This window comes from Agrobacterium sp. RAC06 (genome assembly GCF_001713475.1).
GTDB lineage: Bacteria > Pseudomonadota > Alphaproteobacteria > Rhizobiales > Rhizobiaceae > Allorhizobium.
This window is the reverse complement of the sequence record NZ_CP016499.1, coordinates 4,163,884-4,180,190: the sequence shown is the minus strand read 5'-3', so window position 1 is coordinate 4,180,190 and position 16,307 is coordinate 4,163,884. Positions and strand designations below refer to the sequence as shown.

General features: G+C 62.1%; 19 protein-coding genes. 13 read left to right on the top strand and 6 right to left on the bottom strand.

All coding sequences use genetic code 11. From position 1 onward, the window contains the following. Positions 1–204: 204 nt before the first annotated feature. The 5 genes from BSY240_RS19800 to BSY240_RS19780 all read left to right on the top strand — a co-directional run bounded on the left by BSY240_RS19800 (position 205) and on the right by BSY240_RS19780 (position 3,040). Positions 205–408: a YdcH family protein gene (locus tag BSY240_RS19800; RefSeq protein WP_006726870.1), complete on the top strand. Its 204-nt coding sequence runs from the start codon at positions 205–207 to the stop codon at positions 406–408. Positions 409–425: 17 nt separating this feature from the next. Continuing rightward, positions 426–926 carry a 5-(carboxyamino)imidazole ribonucleotide mutase gene (gene purE, locus BSY240_RS19795; protein ID WP_006726871.1) on the top strand — a complete coding sequence of 167 codons (501 nt, stop codon included), beginning with the start codon at positions 426–428 and terminating at the stop codon, positions 924–926. Beyond that, positions 923–1,987: a 5-(carboxyamino)imidazole ribonucleotide synthase gene (locus BSY240_RS19790; protein ID WP_069043459.1), complete on the top strand. Its 1,065-nt coding sequence runs from the start codon at positions 923–925 to the stop codon at positions 1,985–1,987. Before purE ends, BSY240_RS19790 begins: the two co-directional genes overlap by 4 nt. A gap of 178 nt (positions 1,988–2,165) precedes the next feature. Further along, complete coding sequence (gene ykgO, locus BSY240_RS19785) at positions 2,166–2,291, top strand: type B 50S ribosomal protein L36 (protein WP_006726873.1); 126 nt, start codon at positions 2,166–2,168, stop codon at positions 2,289–2,291. Between the two features lie 113 nt (positions 2,292–2,404). Next, positions 2,405–3,040: a tetratricopeptide repeat protein gene (locus tag BSY240_RS19780; protein ID WP_069043458.1), complete on the top strand. Its 636-nt coding sequence runs from the start codon at positions 2,405–2,407 to the stop codon at positions 3,038–3,040. A gap of 27 nt (positions 3,041–3,067) precedes the next feature. On the opposite strand, the gene BSY240_RS19775 is transcribed toward BSY240_RS19780, so the two are convergent. Together BSY240_RS19775 and BSY240_RS19770 are read right to left on the bottom strand one after the other, a co-directional pair. Then, entirely contained in the window at positions 3,068–3,337 is a 270-nt protein-coding gene (locus BSY240_RS19775) for a helix-turn-helix domain-containing protein (protein ID WP_083229682.1), read from the bottom strand. After that, positions 3,315–3,587, bottom strand: a complete 273-nt coding sequence (locus BSY240_RS19770) for a BrnT family toxin (RefSeq protein WP_069043457.1) — start codon at positions 3,585–3,587, stop codon at positions 3,315–3,317. Before BSY240_RS19770 ends, BSY240_RS19775 begins: the two co-directional genes overlap by 23 nt. Positions 3,588–3,750: 163 nt before the next feature. On the opposite strand from BSY240_RS19770, the gene BSY240_RS19765 reads away from it, so the two are divergent. After that, positions 3,751–4,791 (top strand): alpha/beta fold hydrolase, encoded by a 1,041-nt coding sequence (locus BSY240_RS19765; RefSeq protein WP_069044065.1) that lies wholly within the window; start codon positions 3,751–3,753, stop codon positions 4,789–4,791. Between the two features lie 57 nt (positions 4,792–4,848). Here BSY240_RS19765 and pyk read toward each other — a convergent pair whose 3' ends face one another. Together pyk and BSY240_RS19755 are read right to left on the bottom strand one after the other, a co-directional pair. After that, the gene (gene pyk / locus BSY240_RS19760; protein ID WP_054148245.1) at positions 4,849–6,288 is read right to left on the bottom strand and encodes a pyruvate kinase; all 1,440 of its coding nucleotides are present in this window, start codon (positions 6,286–6,288) and stop codon (positions 4,849–4,851) included. Next, positions 6,288–6,677, bottom strand: a complete 390-nt coding sequence (locus BSY240_RS19755; protein WP_085942941.1) for a DUF1036 domain-containing protein — start codon at positions 6,675–6,677, stop codon at positions 6,288–6,290. The genes pyk and BSY240_RS19755 overlap by 1 nt, the downstream gene beginning before the upstream one ends. Before the next feature lie 302 nt (positions 6,678–6,979). Between BSY240_RS19755 and BSY240_RS19750 the strand changes: the two genes are divergently transcribed. The 3 genes from BSY240_RS19750 to BSY240_RS19740 all read left to right on the top strand — a co-directional run bounded on the left by BSY240_RS19750 (position 6,980) and on the right by BSY240_RS19740 (position 8,478). Then, positions 6,980–7,789, top strand: a complete 810-nt coding sequence (locus BSY240_RS19750) for an N-formylglutamate amidohydrolase (RefSeq protein WP_069043456.1) — start codon at positions 6,980–6,982, stop codon at positions 7,787–7,789. A gap of 11 nt (positions 7,790–7,800) precedes the next feature. Beyond that, positions 7,801–8,106, top strand: a complete 306-nt coding sequence (locus BSY240_RS19745) for a DUF1244 domain-containing protein (RefSeq protein ID WP_069043455.1) — start codon at positions 7,801–7,803, stop codon at positions 8,104–8,106. Positions 8,107–8,211: 105 nt separating this feature from the next. Beyond that, positions 8,212–8,478 (top strand): DUF2312 domain-containing protein, encoded by a 267-nt coding sequence (locus tag BSY240_RS19740; RefSeq protein ID WP_054148241.1) that lies wholly within the window; start codon positions 8,212–8,214, stop codon positions 8,476–8,478. Positions 8,479–8,557: 79 nt separating this feature from the next. Here the strand turns inward: BSY240_RS19740 and BSY240_RS19735 are convergent, their stop codons facing one another. After that, a complete protein-coding gene (locus BSY240_RS19735; protein ID WP_236759287.1) occupies positions 8,558–10,288 on the bottom strand; it encodes a DUF882 domain-containing protein in 1,731 nt (576 codons plus the stop codon). Positions 10,289–10,590: 302 nt separating this feature from the next. Continuing rightward, the gene (locus tag BSY240_RS19730) at positions 10,591–12,108 is read right to left on the bottom strand and encodes a sigma-54-dependent transcriptional regulator (RefSeq protein WP_069043453.1); all 1,518 of its coding nucleotides are present in this window, start codon (positions 12,106–12,108) and stop codon (positions 10,591–10,593) included. A gap of 256 nt (positions 12,109–12,364) precedes the next feature. On the opposite strand from BSY240_RS19730, the gene BSY240_RS19725 reads away from it, so the two are divergent. The 4 genes from BSY240_RS19725 to BSY240_RS19710 are packed head-to-tail and all read left to right on the top strand — an operon-like array spanning position 12,365 to position 16,293. Further along, positions 12,365–14,212, top strand: a complete 1,848-nt coding sequence (locus BSY240_RS19725) for a M3 family oligoendopeptidase (RefSeq protein ID WP_442856020.1) — start codon at positions 12,365–12,367, stop codon at positions 14,210–14,212. Positions 14,213–14,231: 19 nt separating this feature from the next. After that, a complete protein-coding gene (locus tag BSY240_RS19720; RefSeq protein WP_069043451.1) occupies positions 14,232–15,395 on the top strand; it encodes an aminodeoxychorismate synthase component I in 1,164 nt (387 codons plus the stop codon). Then, positions 15,380–16,000: an aminotransferase class IV family protein gene (locus BSY240_RS19715; protein WP_083229681.1), complete on the top strand. Its 621-nt coding sequence runs from the start codon at positions 15,380–15,382 to the stop codon at positions 15,998–16,000. Before BSY240_RS19720 ends, BSY240_RS19715 begins: the two co-directional genes overlap by 16 nt. Positions 16,001–16,008: 8 nt before the next feature. After that, positions 16,009–16,293: a YciI family protein gene (locus BSY240_RS19710; RefSeq protein WP_069043449.1), complete on the top strand. Its 285-nt coding sequence runs from the start codon at positions 16,009–16,011 to the stop codon at positions 16,291–16,293. Positions 16,294–16,307 lie beyond the last annotated feature (14 nt).

Here is a 16,307-nt window from a genome sequence, read left to right as displayed (position 1 = left end):
AGCCCTCATCCGCTGGAGTTTCAGGCTTTGCGAAGATAATGTGACACGAGAAATGCGGTTTGTCGAAGGCGAATTGGCCAAAAACGACCTCGAAAATCGGAGACAAGGATAACTTCCCGTTACCGGTATTTGGTGATAGGAGCTTGCGCGAATCTTCCGGGCATCCTTAAAGGATGGGCCACACGGCGATAATGGGGAACAAGCATGGCCGATCAGGAACAGGCCGACGTCAGGCTCTCGTTGGCACGGCTTCGCCAGGAACATGAAGACTATGATGCGGCGATCAACGCGATGATCACGACTGGCTGTGATGCCCTGCGGATCCAGCGGATGAAAAAGAAGAAATTGTCCATCAAGGACAAGATCACCGCGCTGGAAGACCAGATCATCCCCGACATCATCGCCTGAAGGCATAAGGATACGAGATGACAGCTGAGTGCCCGCCCGTCGCCATCATCATGGGAAGCCAGTCCGACTGGGAAACCATGAAGAATGCCGCAGACACGCTCGACGCACTCGGCGTCTCCTATGAAGCCCGCATCGTTTCGGCACACCGCACGCCCGACCGCATGGTGGCCTTTGCCAAGGGCGCCCGCGACGAGGGCTTCAAGGTGATTGTCGCCGGCGCCGGTGGCGCTGCCCACCTGCCGGGCATGGTCGCCTCGATGACCAACCTGCCCGTCTTCGGCGTGCCCGTTCAGTCAAAAACGATGTCCGGCCTCGACAGCCTCTATTCCATCGTCCAGATGCCCGCCGGCATTCCCGTCGGCACGCTTGCCATTGGCCGCGCTGGCGCCGTCAACGCAGCCCTGCTCGCCGCCCGCGTGCTGGCCGCTTTCGACGAAGAACTGGCCGACCGCCTCGACGAATGGGTCGAACGCCAAACGGCATCGGTCGCTGAATACCCCGTGGACGAGGCCCCATGACCATCCGCACCATCGGCATCATCGGTGGCGGCCAGCTTGGCCGCATGCTGGCCATGTCCGCCGCCCGACTGAATTTCCGCACAGTGATTCTCGAGCCGCAGGCCGACAGCCCCGCTGAGCAGGTGGCCAACCAGCAGATCACGGCCGCCTATGACGATCCGGCAGCACTCGCCGAACTCGCCCGCCTCTGCGACGTCGTTACCTACGAATTTGAAAACGTGCCCGTTTCGGCCGCCGAAACGCTGGCTGCCAGCGTGCCCGTCTATCCGCCGCCAAAGGCTCTCGAGGTTGCCCAGGATCGCGTGACGGAAAAACGTTTCCTCAACGCATCCGGCATCGAGACCGCCCGTTTCCACGCCGTGGACAGCCAGGCCGACCTCGAAGCAGCCCTCGCCGATTTCGGCGGTGAAGGCGTGTTGAAGACCCGCCGCCTCGGATACGACGGCAAGGGACAGAAGGTCTATCGCAAGGGTGACAGCTCAGACGGTGGTTATCAGGCACTCGGCTCGGTCCCGCTGATTCTCGAAAGCTTCGTGCCCTTCGTCCGCGAGATCTCGATGATAGCCGCCCGCGGCACTGATGGCGAAGTCCGCTGCTACGACCCGACCGAGAACGTTCACCGCAACGGCATCCTGCACACCTCGACGCAGCCCGCGGCCATTACCCCACAAACAGCAACCGCCGCCCGCGAGGCCGCGACCAAGCTGCTGGACGCCCTAGGCTATGTCGGCGTCGTCGGCATGGAGTTCTTCGTGCTCGAAGATGGCAGCCTGATCGCAAACGAGATCGCCCCGCGCGTGCACAATTCCGGCCACTGGACGGAGGCTGCCTGCATCGTCTCACAGTTCGAGCAGCACATCCGCGCGGTTGCCTCTCTGCCGCTCGGTGACACCGTTCGCCACTCCGATTGCGTTATGACGAATCTGATCGGCGACGACATCGATTCTGTCCCCGCCTGGCTCGCAAAGCCGAACGTGCTCGTCCATCTCTACGGCAAGACGGAAGCTCGCCCCGGTCGCAAGATGGGCCATGTCACCGAAATCCTGCCGTTTCGCGACTGATTTTCCCGGTTTTTTAGCCTGATGTGTCCCGCATTTTCCGCCGGGCATGTTGACATCAAGGCCTCCCTCGGGCTAATTGCCGCCAACTCTTCAGGGGCGCGCCCAGCGGCGCGCTTTTGATTGTTTGAACACAGTGGGTGAATGACACATTCCCCGACAATCGTTGTGGACCAGAAAAATGAAGATCAAGAACTCGCTGAAAGCGCTTAAGGCCCGTCATCGCGACAACCGTCTGGTTCGCCGCAAGGGCCGCATCTACATCATCAACAAGCAGAACCCGCGCTTCAAGGCTCGCCAGGGCTGATGCCCCGGGATCTCCGGATCCCATGAGCCAGACGGACTGCCCGCCGCATCCTCGGCGTGTTGATATCGGAAATTTGAGTTTGAAAGACGGCGCTGAGGGACTACCTTCCCTTCATGCGCCGTTTTTCTTTGCGACTCGCCCTCACCCTCCCTCTTCTGCCCGCCCTGCTCTTCGCGGGGAACGTCGTCGCACAGGCGCCGGAAGAGCAAGGTGGCACGCAGGCGACTGAGATGCCTGTCGAACAGATCCCACTGAGACCGCCAGCCAAGCCAAAGACTGTCGAGGATCTGCTCGCCGAACTGAAACGAGAGCGCAATCCGCAGGCGGCCCGCCAGATCGCCAATTCCACGATGGCGACCTGGAGCGACTCGTCCAGCCCGACGGTCAACCTCCTGATGCAGTGGTCTGCCAAGGCCGCCGCCGAGAAGCGCAACGCGGCCGCCCTCGACTTCATTGACCAGGCGATCATCCTGAAACCGGATTTCGTCGGCGCGTGGAATCAGCGTGCCACGCTGCATTTCACCATGGGCAACTACAAGAAATCCGTCTCCGATATCGAAAAGGTGCTGGAGCTGGAGCCCCGGCACTTCGGCGCCATCGCTGGCCTTGCCGGCATTCTCACCGAACGCGGCAGCAAGGATGCCGCACTCAAGGCCTGGGAACGCTACCTCGAAGTCTTCCCCGCCGACCGCGAGGCTCAGGAGATCGTCGCCAAGCTGTCAGAAGAACTGGCCGGCCAGCGGACGTGAGCCAACCAAGGCCGATGCAGTAGCCGCTCAGGCGACCACCTTCGCGACGAGATCGGGATGCTCGCTAATCACCCGCACATAGGCAATCGCAAAATCGGGCGGTGTCGCTCTTGCCTGCTCCCAGTCGCGGAGCGTACCTACAGGCACGCGGAACCGAGACGCAAACTCCGTCTGTGACAGACCAAGAGCGGTACGCGTCCGACGGATCAATCGCGACCTCTGCGCACGGTCAAGCGCTGCCGTCGATACGTCGAAATCATCGTTGTCGGTCGGATCAGCCGGTATCACGATAGGCACGCTCTTCTCCTTGATTGCTTCTCCGGACCGAGATGAAGCGCGGCTCCTGTCCGCGCCAAACGAAAACTCCGGTGAATAACTTGTCATCCACCAGACCAATCACCTTGTATCTCTCCTCGCCGTCGCGTTCGCGTATGGACGGGACAACAAGGTTATCGAGATCGTCAAAAATACGATCTCCAAACGCCAGCGAAACACCATGCTTCGCATTGTTGATCTGGTCCTTCGCGGGATCGAACCGTTCAGCCATATGGAATTATACGGAAATCCCGCATACCACGCAAGACTCGATCGGCGATCCAGGACAGCCACCATGAACGTCACCTTGACGAACGGCACTGCAGCACGATCTTGTTGCCATATCGTCCAGCTCGGAAGCTTCGCTCTTGCTCCTCCCCCGTATCGGTTTCGTCTTGCTCGTCATCCTCCTCATCCTCATCGCCGTGCTGGCGGCGCTCGCCATCGCCACGCAACTTCGTGCCCGCGCCATTGAGGCGAAGACGCCGAATATCGGTGAGCTCACCGATGTCGGCGGTTTTCGTTTGAACGCCCTGCATATCACCGCAGGCGCCGATGCCGACCTGCCGCCGATCGTGTTCATCCATGGCGCCTCCGGCAACCTCAGGGATCAAGCGGGCGCCTTCCTGGAGCCCTTGCGCGGTCGCGCCGAGCTTCTATTCGTCGATCGCCCGGGACACGGTTATTCGGAGCGCGGCGGGCCGGAGAACGACACGCCGGACGGACAGGCCAACGCCATCGCGCGACTGATGGAGAAAAAGGGCATCGAGCGGGCGATCATTGTCGGCCACTCCTTCGGCGGCGCGATCACCGCAAGTTTCGGCGTTCTGCATCCCGACAAGGTCGAAGGCCTCGTCTTCCTGGCAGCGGCCACGCACCCCTGGCCGGGCGGCGTCGATTGGTATTACCACCTCGCCTCTGCGCCGGTGATCGGACCGATCTTCTGCCACACGCTGGCTTTGCATGCGGGCATGATGCGTATCGAGCCGGCGACGGATCATGTCTTCGCACCCAATCCACGCCCTGACACCTATCTCGAAGATACCGGCCCGGCCCTCGTCTTGCGCCCCTCAACCTTCCGATCCAACGCAAAGGATGTCGCCGGCCTCCATGCCTATGTGAGCACCTTCGCCCCGCGCTACCGGGAGATCGCCAAGCCGACGGTAGTGATCACCGGCGACGCTGACGAAATCGTACTGGAGGAGATCCATTCGAAGGGCCTCGCTCGCGACATCTCGGGCTCTGAACTGGTCTGGATCGAAGGCCTCGGCCATAAGCCGGATTACATCGTGACCGATATCGCGATCGCTGCCCTGGAGAAGATCGCAGGCGAAACACGCGATCTGCAAGCCATGGCGCGCGCAGCAGAGCCGAGGCTCGCCGCGACACGCGGGGTACCGACGGGAGCCGCCCCTTCCCTTCAGGCTGGCCAGTAGCCGCCATGAAAAAAGCCGCCCGAAGGCGGCTTTTCCAGATCAAGGATGCGGTCGAGTTCAGACGCCCGACTGACCGTCCGAACCGATATAGGCGATGCGCAGCATGTTGGTCGAACCGGGCGTACCAAGCGGCACGCCGGCCGACATGATGATGCGGTCACCCGGCTTGCCGAAACCTTCCTCGACGACGATGCGGCAGGCGCGGTTGACCATGTCATCGAGATCCGTCGGCTCGGAAGAGACAACGCAGTGCAGGCCCCAGACGACCGACAGGCGACGCGCGGTCTGGATCACCGGCGAAAGCGCGATGATTGGCACTTCGGGACGCTCGCGCGAGGCGCGCAGACCGGTATTGCCCGATGAGGTGTAGCAGACGATCGCCTGCAGACGCAGCGTCTCGGCGATCTGGCGGGCAGCCAGCGAGATGGCATCGGCGCCGGTCGCTTCCGGCTGGGCGCGCTGGGCATAGATGATGCCCGGATAGTGAGGCTCGCGCTCGACCGTGTGGGCGATGGAAGCCATGGTGGCGACGGCCTCGACCGGATACTGGCCGGAAGCCGACTCGGCCGAAAGCATGATGGCGTCGGCGCCTTCGAAGACAGCGGTCGCGACGTCAGAGACTTCGGCGCGGGTCGGAACCGGTGCCGTGATCATCGATTCCAGCATCTGGGTTGCGACGACAACCGGCTTGCCTTCGCGACGGCAGGCGCGGATCAGCTGCTTCTGGATGCCGGGTACGCGCTCGAGCGGCATTTCAACGCCAAGGTCACCACGGGCGACCATCAGAGCGTCGGAGAGCGCAATGATCTCGTCGATACGCTCGATGGCCTGCGGCTTTTCGATCTTCGACATCAGGCCAACACGCCCCTTGGCGATCTTGCGGACTTCCGCCAGATCTTCCGGGCGCTGAATGAAGGAAAGTGCCACCCAGTCGACATCATTGGTGGCGAGCACGGCATCAAGGTCGGCGCGGTCCTTGTCGGTGAGAACACCCGTCGCGAGAATGGTGTCGGGCAGGCTGACACCCTTGCGGTCAGAGATCTTCGTGCCCGAAACGACTTCCGTGACGATCGTCTTGCCGTCGCATTTGACAGCCTTCAGGTGCAGCTTGCCATCATCGATGAGCAGACGGTCACCAACTTTGACCGATTCGAGAATTTCCGGATGCGGCAGGTAGACGCGGCTTGCATCACCGGGCGCTTCGTTGCTGTCCAGCGTGAAGGTCTGGCCGGGCTTCAGCTCGACGGTCGTTTCGGCAAACTTGCCCACGCGCAGTTTCGGACCCTGCAGGTCGGCGAGGATCCCGATCGGGCGACCACAGGCGGCCTCGACGCTACGAATGCGCTGAATGAGCGTCCGCAGCATCTCATGGCTCGAATGGCTCATGTTGATGCGGAAAAGATCGGCCCCTGCTTCGTGCAGCTTCCGGATCATCGCTTCATCGGAAGAGGCGGGACCAAGCGTGGCGAGGATCTTTACTTTGCGGTTTCGCTTCATCAGTTCTGGCTTTCCTGGGTGCCCGACGTATCGGACAGCTGGACCATCCAGCTCCCCTGCCTGCCGGTGTCGTATTCCTTGAATCCCATCTGCTGATAGCCGCGTGCGAAGCAGTCCTTCACACCAACGATCTTGAACTCGTTTTCGGCGACACACATGTTGATGTCACCAGTCCAGCGACCACCGCGAGCGGCATCCTCAGCGTAGAGATAATAATAGCGCGACTGGAGCTCGCCCTCGATGAGCGTGGCACAGGTGCCGGCAGGGACCTGCCACCAACCTTCCGTGATCCAGCCCTCTTCAGCCCGGTAGCCGACCGCGACCCCGACCAGGTTCTGCGTGCCGTTGCAGACACGAAACTCGGCATGGGCGGCAGAGGCTGCCAGCATGGGCGAAAACAGCGCACCCGCGATCAGGAGGGGCTTCAGAAAACGTGCCGCAGCACGGTCGAAAGTCTGTCTGATCGGTTGATGCACGATTGCCGCCGGAACTCCAAAAATGCGCATGGGATGCCTTCTTGCGATGCTGACCAGAGAATGTCAACGCAACTCTAATCGATTATATTTTCTGCCTTTGGCCAGTCTCAAAACCTATATGTCCGATCTTGGCACAAACGTGACAGCCATGAAAGCTTGCGCTCCCCCATTCCCCATGCGATCAAGCACTTGTACCAGACGATGGCTTCAAACTGATGAATGTTTCCCCCGCTTTTGAGATTCTGGATGGCCGTTTTGACGCCGGCCTGGTGCTTCTCGCCGACCACGCGACGAATATCGTGCCCGAGCCTTACGAAAAGCTTGGCCTGCCCGACAGCGCCTTCGGCCGTCACATTGCCTATGACATCGGGATCGAGCCGCTGACCCGGCAGCTGGCCGCCCGTCTTGGCGTCCCCGCCGTCATGTCGCGCTTCTCCCGCCTGCTGATCGATCCGAATCGCGGCGAGGATGATCCGACCATCATCATGCGCATCTCCGACGGCGCCATTGTGCCTGGCAATCATCCGATCACCGCAGACAAATGGCAGCACCGCATCGAGACCTATCATCGGCCCTACCACCGTGCGGTCTCCGATGTGATCGCCAAGGTCGCGGACGCCTCGGGCAAGGCGCCGCTCGTTCTCTCGCTACATTCCTATACACCCGCCTGGAAGGGCGTGCCCCGCCCCTGGCACGCCGCCGTTCTCTGGGACACCGACGCCCGCGCCGTCCGCCCGCTGATCGAGGGTCTGCAGGCATCGGGTGACATCCTCGTCGGCGATAACGAGCCCTATGACGGCGCCCTGAAGGGCGACACCATGTATCGTCACTGCATGATCACGGGCATTCCACATGCGCTTCTCGAAGTGCGTCAGGATCTGATCGCCGACGAGGCCGGCGTCACCGCGTGGACCGATCGCCTCGCGCCGATCTTCGAACGCCTCAATGCCGACCCGAAGCTGCACGAATATGAAATCCACGCCTCGCGCACCGGCCCCTACCCCGCTCAACCCATCGCGCCCTGAAGGAGGACAGCATGACGCTCCCGACCAAGGACCAGCAGACCGAACTCGAAGCGGCCGCCTTTCGCCGGCTCGTTTCCCATCTGCGCAATCGGCCTGACGTCCAGAACATCGACCTGATGAACCTCGCCGGCTTCTGCAGAAACTGTCTGTCGAACTGGTATCTCGACGCCGCCAAGGAAAGCGGTATCGACCTCACCAAGGACGAAAGCCGCGAGATCGTTTACGGCATGCCCTATGACGCGTGGAAGTCGCTCAATCAGCGCGAGGCAAGCGCCGATCAGCAGCAAGCCTTCGAAGAGAACCGCCCGAAGGAATGACGCGTCCCACAAGCTTTGGGACTTGACGCGGACGCTGCTTCGCGGCACGTGGACGCCACGAAAACCATCCCGAGAATGCCATCCCCGCAATGAAGGAGATTGCCCATGTCTGATGCCGCTCACGGCGTCGCCCGCGACCAGCTCCGTGCCTTTGTCGAACGCATCGAGCGCCTGGAAGAAGAAAAGAAGACCATCGCCGACGACATCAAGGATGTCTACGGCGAAGCCAAGTCCATGGGCTTCGACACGAAGATCCTCAAGAAGGTCATCGCGCTTCGCAAGAAGGACGACCAGGAGCGCATGGAAGAGGATCTGATCCTCGACACCTACCTGCACGCGCTCGGCATGATCGAGAGCCCGCCGGAAGGCTGAGGCACCCTCGCTGCGACCAACAAAAAACCCGCCGATCCGGCGGGTTTCTTTTTGTCTGCGCTGCGGAAAAAGCCTGAGATCAGGGAGCGCCAAAGCGGCTCGGATCGACCGTGGTCGCATCGAGGCGGAACCCATCCGGAACGGCAGTCGCAGGAGCCACGAGCGAACGGGACACGACGCGCGGGGCCTTCACCGGCTTGGCGACGGATTCAAACTTGCCCTGGTTCAGCGCCCACTGCTCGATCATGTTTTTGGTCAGCTGGGTGCCGCCATACATGGCCATATGCGCGCGCTCCGCATCTTCCTGTCCCGGACGACCGCCCTTCTTCGGCAGCGCCGCATCGGCATCCGCCACGGGTTCGGACGGCGCATCGAACATGTCGCCAAATTGCGTGGTCGACTCCACCACGGTTTCCGGCTGCGGCGGGATTGCGGCCACCTCGACAGGCTTTGCAGCCGGTGCCGGTGCGGCACGAAGTTCAGCCTGGGCAGGCGGGCTCGCCGGGATCGGTGCGGCCATTTCCGGCATGGTGCTATCTTCAAGGGCGGCAGCGGCCTCAGGCGACAGGATCGCCTGCTCGACTTCGTCGACTTCCGCTTCGGCTTCCGCCTGGGCGGAGGCGAGCAGTGCTTCGGCGACCTGGGGACGGGCTGCCGGAACCGGCACGGCCATTCCCTCGGCCAGAAGCATGGCTTCCGAGCTCGGATCGATCGATGCCGTCATCACCCCTTCCTCGGGACCAGCACCAGGACGCGTATTCAAAAGCGTCGGTACAGGCACGTTCACCGAGGCGAGATCAGGAAATTCATCAGACGGCGCGCTGGCCGGCGTGGGCACGCCACTTGCGACCTGCTGCAGCGCGTCCTCGGCGGCATTGCGCGGCGGCTGATAGAGCGCAACGGCAAGACTGTTGTCAGCCGGGCGAAGCGAAGGGCGGGCCTGCGGGACAGGCGCATCGGCCGCATCGACGCCCGGGAGCGCATTGGCGACCATGACCGGGTCTTGTGCCGCGCCGACCGGCTGCTGGCGCGGCGCAGCGGGTACCGGCTGCGGCTGGGCCGTTGCCGGGCGAGCGGCAGGTTCCGGCACATCCTCGACCTCATCCTCATCACCACCGCCAAACAGCATGGCGAGGAAGTTGCGCGGACGCGCGGATGACTTTTCCTCGGCGATCATCACTGTGTTGCCGGATGCGACACGGCGCTTGTATTCGGCGAGCGCCTGCTGGTAGCCGGGCAGCGGCTTGCCGTCGGAAGGAATGTGGACGGTCTTGCCGTCGGGGAAGAGACGGACGAGATCCTGGCGGTTCATGCGCGGCCAGGCACGCACACCGGCCACGTCCATGTGGACGAAAGGCGAGCCGGAATTCGGATAATAGCCAACACCACCGGCCTGCATCTTCACGCCGATTTCGCGCAGCGTCTTCAGCGGCACACCGGGAATGTAGAAGTCCATCGCGGTGCCGCGCATGTGCTGGCTTTCCTTCGCGACACCCTTGGAGCGCGAACGCAGCATGTTGTTTGTAGCAGGCGAACGATAGGCCGAGACTACCTTGATGTAACCCTTGGCACGCGACTGGCGATAAACCTCCCAGACGAGATCGAAGAGGCGCGGGTCCATCTTCGTCGGCTCGTTGCGGCGCCAGTCACGGAGAATATAATTGAGCTGTTTCAACCCCTTGGGGTCATAGCGTCCGTTGCGCTTGAAGGTAATCGAAGCGCGTTCGCCGGTATGCACGAACTCGATGTTGAGGGTGCGGCTCTCGGCGCGCGCTGTGGCGGCATTGCCAAGCAAGAAGCAGAAACTCATCAGAACTGCGGCAAACAGCGGAGACAACAGCCGGTTTACCGACTGTGCAGACGCAAGCCGGATTTTGCGCTCGTTTCGTCTAGAGAGCGCGCTGATGTCCTGCGATGCCTGCAATGCAATCCCCGTCCGAAAGACTACGTCCCACGCCAACCGAATTGAACGTCAAATGCGGTCATACCATGGCAAATTTGCCACATCCGCACAAGCTATCCCTTTATGGTGAACGCTTGCCTAACAAATGCTTAGCCCTTGGGTAAGCGATTAAGCTTACCCCAGAGTTAACATCGAACGGTTGAGGTAAATCAAGCGGCATCCTTCTGCGGATCGTCGGGATCGATTCCGTAATCCTTGAGCTTGCGGTAGAGCGTGGACCGCCCGATGCCGAGCTTCCGGGCGACCTGGCTCATCTGGCCGCGATAGAACTTCAGCGCGAAGCGGATCAGTTCCTCCTCGATCTCCGCCAGCTTGCGCACATTGCCGGCCTCGTCAGTGCTGACGATGACATTGCCGGAGGCCGATCCCTGAAAACCTGTGGATGGAGCCGACTGGCCGCCAACCAGGCCCGCAGCACGCTCGGCAAGAGCGGCCTGAACCTTGGCGATCGGGCTCGGCTCATAAACGACGGCCTGCGCCTCGCTACCGACAGTCGCGCTTCGATGACTGGTGACCTGCGCTGCGATCTGCGGAAAGTCACTTTCCTTGAGACTGGAGCCCTCGGCCAGAACAACGGCGCGGAAGATCGCGTTCTCAAGCTGGCGCGTGTTGCCGGGCCAGTCGAAGGAGGTCAGCAAGGCGAGGGCGGAAGATTCGACCGGCAGGGTCCGCGGCAGGCGCTGCTCGAGCGAAAAGCGCTCGACGAAGGCCCTGATGAGATGCGGAATGTCCTCCTTGCGGCGGCGGAGCGCGGCAATGGTGATCGGAAAGACGTTGACCCGGTAGTAGAGATCCTCGCGGAAACGCCCGGCCTTCACTTCCTCGATCAGATCCTTGTTGGTCGCCAGAACCAGCCGCACATTGGCCTTCAAAGGCTTGGCATGTCCGCTGCGATGAACTTCGCCGGACTGCACGATCTCAAGCAAGCGCATCTGGCCAACGGGCGGCAACTCGCTGATTTCTTCGATGAAAAGCGTGCCACCTTCAGCCTCGGCAACCTTGCCCATCTGGGCTTCGCTGCCGAACAGCACATCTTCGATCTGTCCAGGCGTGATGGCATTGCAGTTGACCGAAACAAACGGACGGGACGACCTATCGCTGGCGGCATGGATGGCGCGCGCCACGAGTTCCTTGCCCACGCCGGCTTCCCCTTCGAGCATCACGGGGATCATCGACTGTGCCGCCCGACGACCGAGTTCCACGACGCGCGACATGGCCGCACTCGCGGCAACGACGTCAGAGAAGCTGACCGAACCGCTCCGGGCCCGGCGCGGCGCGCGGCCCTGCAGGCTGGTACGATGGATCTTCAGTGCCGACTCGATGGCGCCGATCAGCCTTTCCTGGGCGATCGGCTTGACGAGGAAGTCAAAGGCGCCCGCACGCACGGCGTTGAGCGCGGTTTCGGTCGCGCCTTCCGTGGTACAGACGATGACGGGTACGCTCGGATTGATCTCGGCGAGCATGGGAATGACGCTGGGGTTTGGGCCGTCTGCGGATGTTACGTCGAGCACCACAACACCGATTTGCTCGGATTGGCGGCGGAAGAGTTCGAGGCCCGCAGGCGCGGTGTCGGCGATATGAACGGCATGGCCGTGCGCTTCTATCGCAGCCTTCATGCTGCGGCGCTCGGCGGCATCTTCATCGATGAGTAGAATTTGTGCGGTCAACTTGCGCTCCCCGAGGCTGTTTCGGCGCGTTCGCGCTCCTGGGTTATCGCGAGGGAGACTGGCAGAAAGGCCTGAAGATGTTCTTGGGAGAAAACCTAGCATTTTAACGGTCCTTAACCGTTTCTGGCACAATCCACAGAGGCGCTGCGGCAATCGGCTCGCTCAGGTCGCACCACTCCGACACACCCGGCTGCTTGCCCATCGGCGGGCGACTGACTACATCTCCGCAAAGAACGAGAGAAAGGACGTCACCATGATGATCGACCGCCGCACCGCCTTAAGCCCCGTCACCCAGGCCTCCGCGAGCAGGGATCAATATCTCGGCGACCTTCCCGTCTGGAAACTCGACGACCTCTATCGCGGCCAGACCTCGCCGGAATTTCTCGGCGCCGTGGAAAAGGCCGGCGCCGATGCGCTTGCCTTTGAGACGAAGTGGAAGGGCAAACTGGCAGCGTCTCTCGAAACCGTTGGTGACGGCTCTCTGGCCGAAACGCTGCGCGAGATGGAGGCACTGGAAGACCTGCTCGGCCGGATCGCCTCCTATGCGGGCCTCACTTATTATTCCGACATGACCAATCCGGCGAACGGCAAGTTCTTCGGCGATATCCAGGCCACGCTGACGGACATGTCGTCGCGCCTGCTCTTCTTCCCGCTGGAACTCAACCGCCTGCCCGACGACGCCGTCGATGCCGCCATGGACCGCGATCCCGCTCTCGCCCACTTCCGCCCCTGGATCGTCGACTTGCGCAAGGACAAGCCTTTCCAGCTCGATGACCGGATCGAGCAGCTCTTCCTCGAAAAGTCGCAGACGGGTGCCGCCGCCTTCAACCGCCTGTTCGACGAAACGCTGGCTTCGCTGCGCTTCAAGGTGGGCGAAGACGAGATGCCGCTGGAGCCGACGCTGACGCTTCTGCAGGATGCCGACCCGGCCAAGCGCAAGCTCGCCGCCGAAGCCCTGTCGAAGACCTTCAAGGACAATATCCGCATCTTCACCCTGGTGACCAACACGCTCGCCAAGGACAAGGACATCTCCGACCGCTGGCGCGGTTTCGACGACATCGCTGACAGCCGCCATCTCGCCAACCGCGTGGAACGGGAAGTGGTCGATGCGCTCGCTGAAGCCGTGCGCGAAGCCTATCCGCGCCTTTCGCATCGCTATTACAAGATGAAGGCAAAGTGGCTCGGCATGGACCAGATGAACTTCTGGGACCGCAATGCGCCGCTTGCCGAAACACCGGACCGCCTGATCTCCTGGGACGAGGCCAAGGACATGGTGCTCTCGGCCTATGGCGGCTTTGCGCCCGAAATGGCTGACATCGCCGGGCGCTTTTTCGACGGCGGCTGGATCGATGCCCCCGCCCGCCCCGGCAAGGCTCCGGGTGCATTTGCCCATCCGACGGTGCCTTCGGCTCACCCCTATGTTCTCGTCAACTACCTCGGCAAGCCGCGCGATGTCATGACGCTTGCCCATGAGCTTGGCCACGGCGTGCATCAGGTTCTGGCCGGCGGTCAGGGTGCCCTGATGTGCCAGACCCCGCTGACATTGGCTGAAACCGCGTCCGTTTTCGGCGAGATGTTGACCTTCCGCGCCCTCCTCGACAAGACGACGGACAAGCGCGAGAGGAAGGCCATGCTCGCCCAGAAGGTCGAGGACATGATCAATACGGTCGTCCGCCAGATCGCCTTCTACCAGTTCGAGCGCAAGATCCACACGGCTCGCAAGGAAGGTGAGCTGACGGCCGAGAAAATCGGCGAATTGTGGCTCTCCGTTCAGCAGGAAAGCCTTGGGCCGGCGATCAAGATCTCCGAAGGCTATGAGAACTGGTGGGCCTATATCCCCCACTTCATCCACTCGCCCTTCTACGTTTATGCCTATGCCTTCGGCGACTGCCTGGTGAACTCGCTCTATGCCGTCTACCAGAACGCCGACCAGGGCTTCCAGGACAAGTATTTCGAGCTTCTGAAGGCCGGCGGCACCAAGCATCACTCCGAGCTTCTCGCTCCCTTCGGCCTCGACGCCACCGATCCGTCGTTCTGGGCCAAGGGACTGTCGATGATCGAGGGGCTGATCGACGAGCTGGAAGCGCTAGATAAGGCCGCCTGAACCGGAGCAGCCGACATCCATGCATGACCACGCGCCCTATGCGCTCTTCCGCGACGACCGCGCGGGGACGAGCCTCGTCTTTGCCGAACCGGAGACGCTCGTCGTCGCCCGGACGGCGGACGAGGTCGAACCGGCGCTTGCCCGACTGGAGGCAGCCCGGAAGGCCGGCAAGTGGCTGGCGGGCTATCTGTCCTATGAGGCGGGCTTCGTATTCGAACCGAAGCTGAGGCCGCTCGTTGAGGACGGGCGCGAAACACCGTTGATCGCGATGGGTGTCTTCGCCGCCCCAGCACCGGCCGAACACCCGCTGGCTGAGGCGCCCTCGAACATCCCGAATGCGCCTCTCCTGACTGATCCCCGGGCCGGCTGGGATTTCGAAGCCTACAGCGCCCGCTTCGATCGCCTGCATCATCACTTGCGCAAGGGTGACTGCTATCAGGCAAACCTGACCATGCCGGTGGAAGCCCGCTGGGAGGGGGATCCCCGTGCCGCCTTCTGGTCGCTCGTCGGTCGCCAGCCCGTGCATTATGGCGCGCTGATCGACTACGGCACCGGCCCTGTCATACTGTCCCGCTCGCCCGAACTCTTCTTCTCGGTCGACGAGGATGGCTGGATCGAAACCCGCCCGATGAAGGGCACGGCACCGCGCGGCGCAAGCCCCGAGGAGGACGAGGCAATCATCGAAGCGATGCTCGCCGACGAAAAGACCCAGGCCGAGAACCGGATGATCGTTGACCTTCTGCGCAACGATGTCTCCGTCATCACAGAGGTCGGCAGCCTCTCGGTCCCCAAACTCTTCGCCATAGAGACCTATCCGACGGTCCACCAGATGGTGAGCTATGTGCGCGCCAAGCTCATGCCCGAAATCGGCCTGCCCGAGATCATGGCCGCCCTCTTCCCCTGCGGCTCGGTGACCGGCGCACCGAAAATGTGGGCGATGCGCATCCTGCATGAACTCGAAGCCGGTCCGCGTGACGTCTATTGCGGCGCGATCGGTTGGTGCGACCCGGCAGGCCCCATGCGATTTTCAGTGGCAATCCGCACCATCTCCCTTTTCAACGGCGGACGCGCCGTCTTCAATGTCGGCGGCGGCATCGTCTTCGATTCGAAGGCCGAGGCGGAATACGAGGAATGCCTGCTGAAGGCGCGTTTTGCCCTAGGAGACCAATGGATTTCTCGCTGATCGAGACGATGCGGTGGCAGCCGGACGCAGGCTTTCTGCGGCTCGACCAGCATCTGCGTCGTCTGTCCCGGTCTGCCGATGCATTGGGTTTTCGGCAGCCGCAGGACGCGAAGGGCAAGCTGGAGAAGGCAGTCTCCGGCGATACATCACTGCGTGTGCGCCTCGTCATGACCTATCGCGGCAAGATGGAGGTGACGGCGACACCCTTCGAGCCGATCCCGGAGGAAACGGTCTGGCGCCTGAAGGTCGCCAAGACCCGTCTGCAGTCCGAAGACAGCCTCTTCCGCCACAAGACATCCCGCCGCGAGCCTTACGAGGCCGCGCGCGCCGAGTTTTCCAGGGATGAGGTCGACGAAGTGATCCTGCTCAACGAGCGTGGCGAGGTCTGTGAAGGCACGATCACCAACATTTTCGCCGAAGCCGCCGACGGCATGCTGCTCACCCCGCCGCTTGCCAGCGGCCTCCTGCCCGGCGTGTTGCGGGCCGAACTCATCCGGGAGCGCAAGGCGCGTGGCGAGGTGCTGAAACTCAACGACCTTCACCAGCGCAAGCTTTTCGTCGGCAATTCCCTGCGCGGCCTGATCCGCGCAGAGCTCATTGATTAGGGCCACACATGTTCATTCTCTCCCTCACCTATGTAAAGCCCACCGAAGAGGCCGATCGGTTCATGGCCCCGCATATGGATTGGGTGAACGCCGGCTATGACAACGGCCTGTTTCTGGCGTCGGGCCGCAAGAACCCGCGCACTGGTGGGATGATCCTAGCCCGGGGCGATCGAGCTGAGATCGACGCCTATGTCGCGACCGATCCCTTCGCGGTCGAGGGCGTGGCGATTTATGAAGTGACGGAAGTGGCGGTGACGCGGACGGCGGCGGGGCTGGAAGGGTTGAAGGACTAGGTTAATCCCTTGAA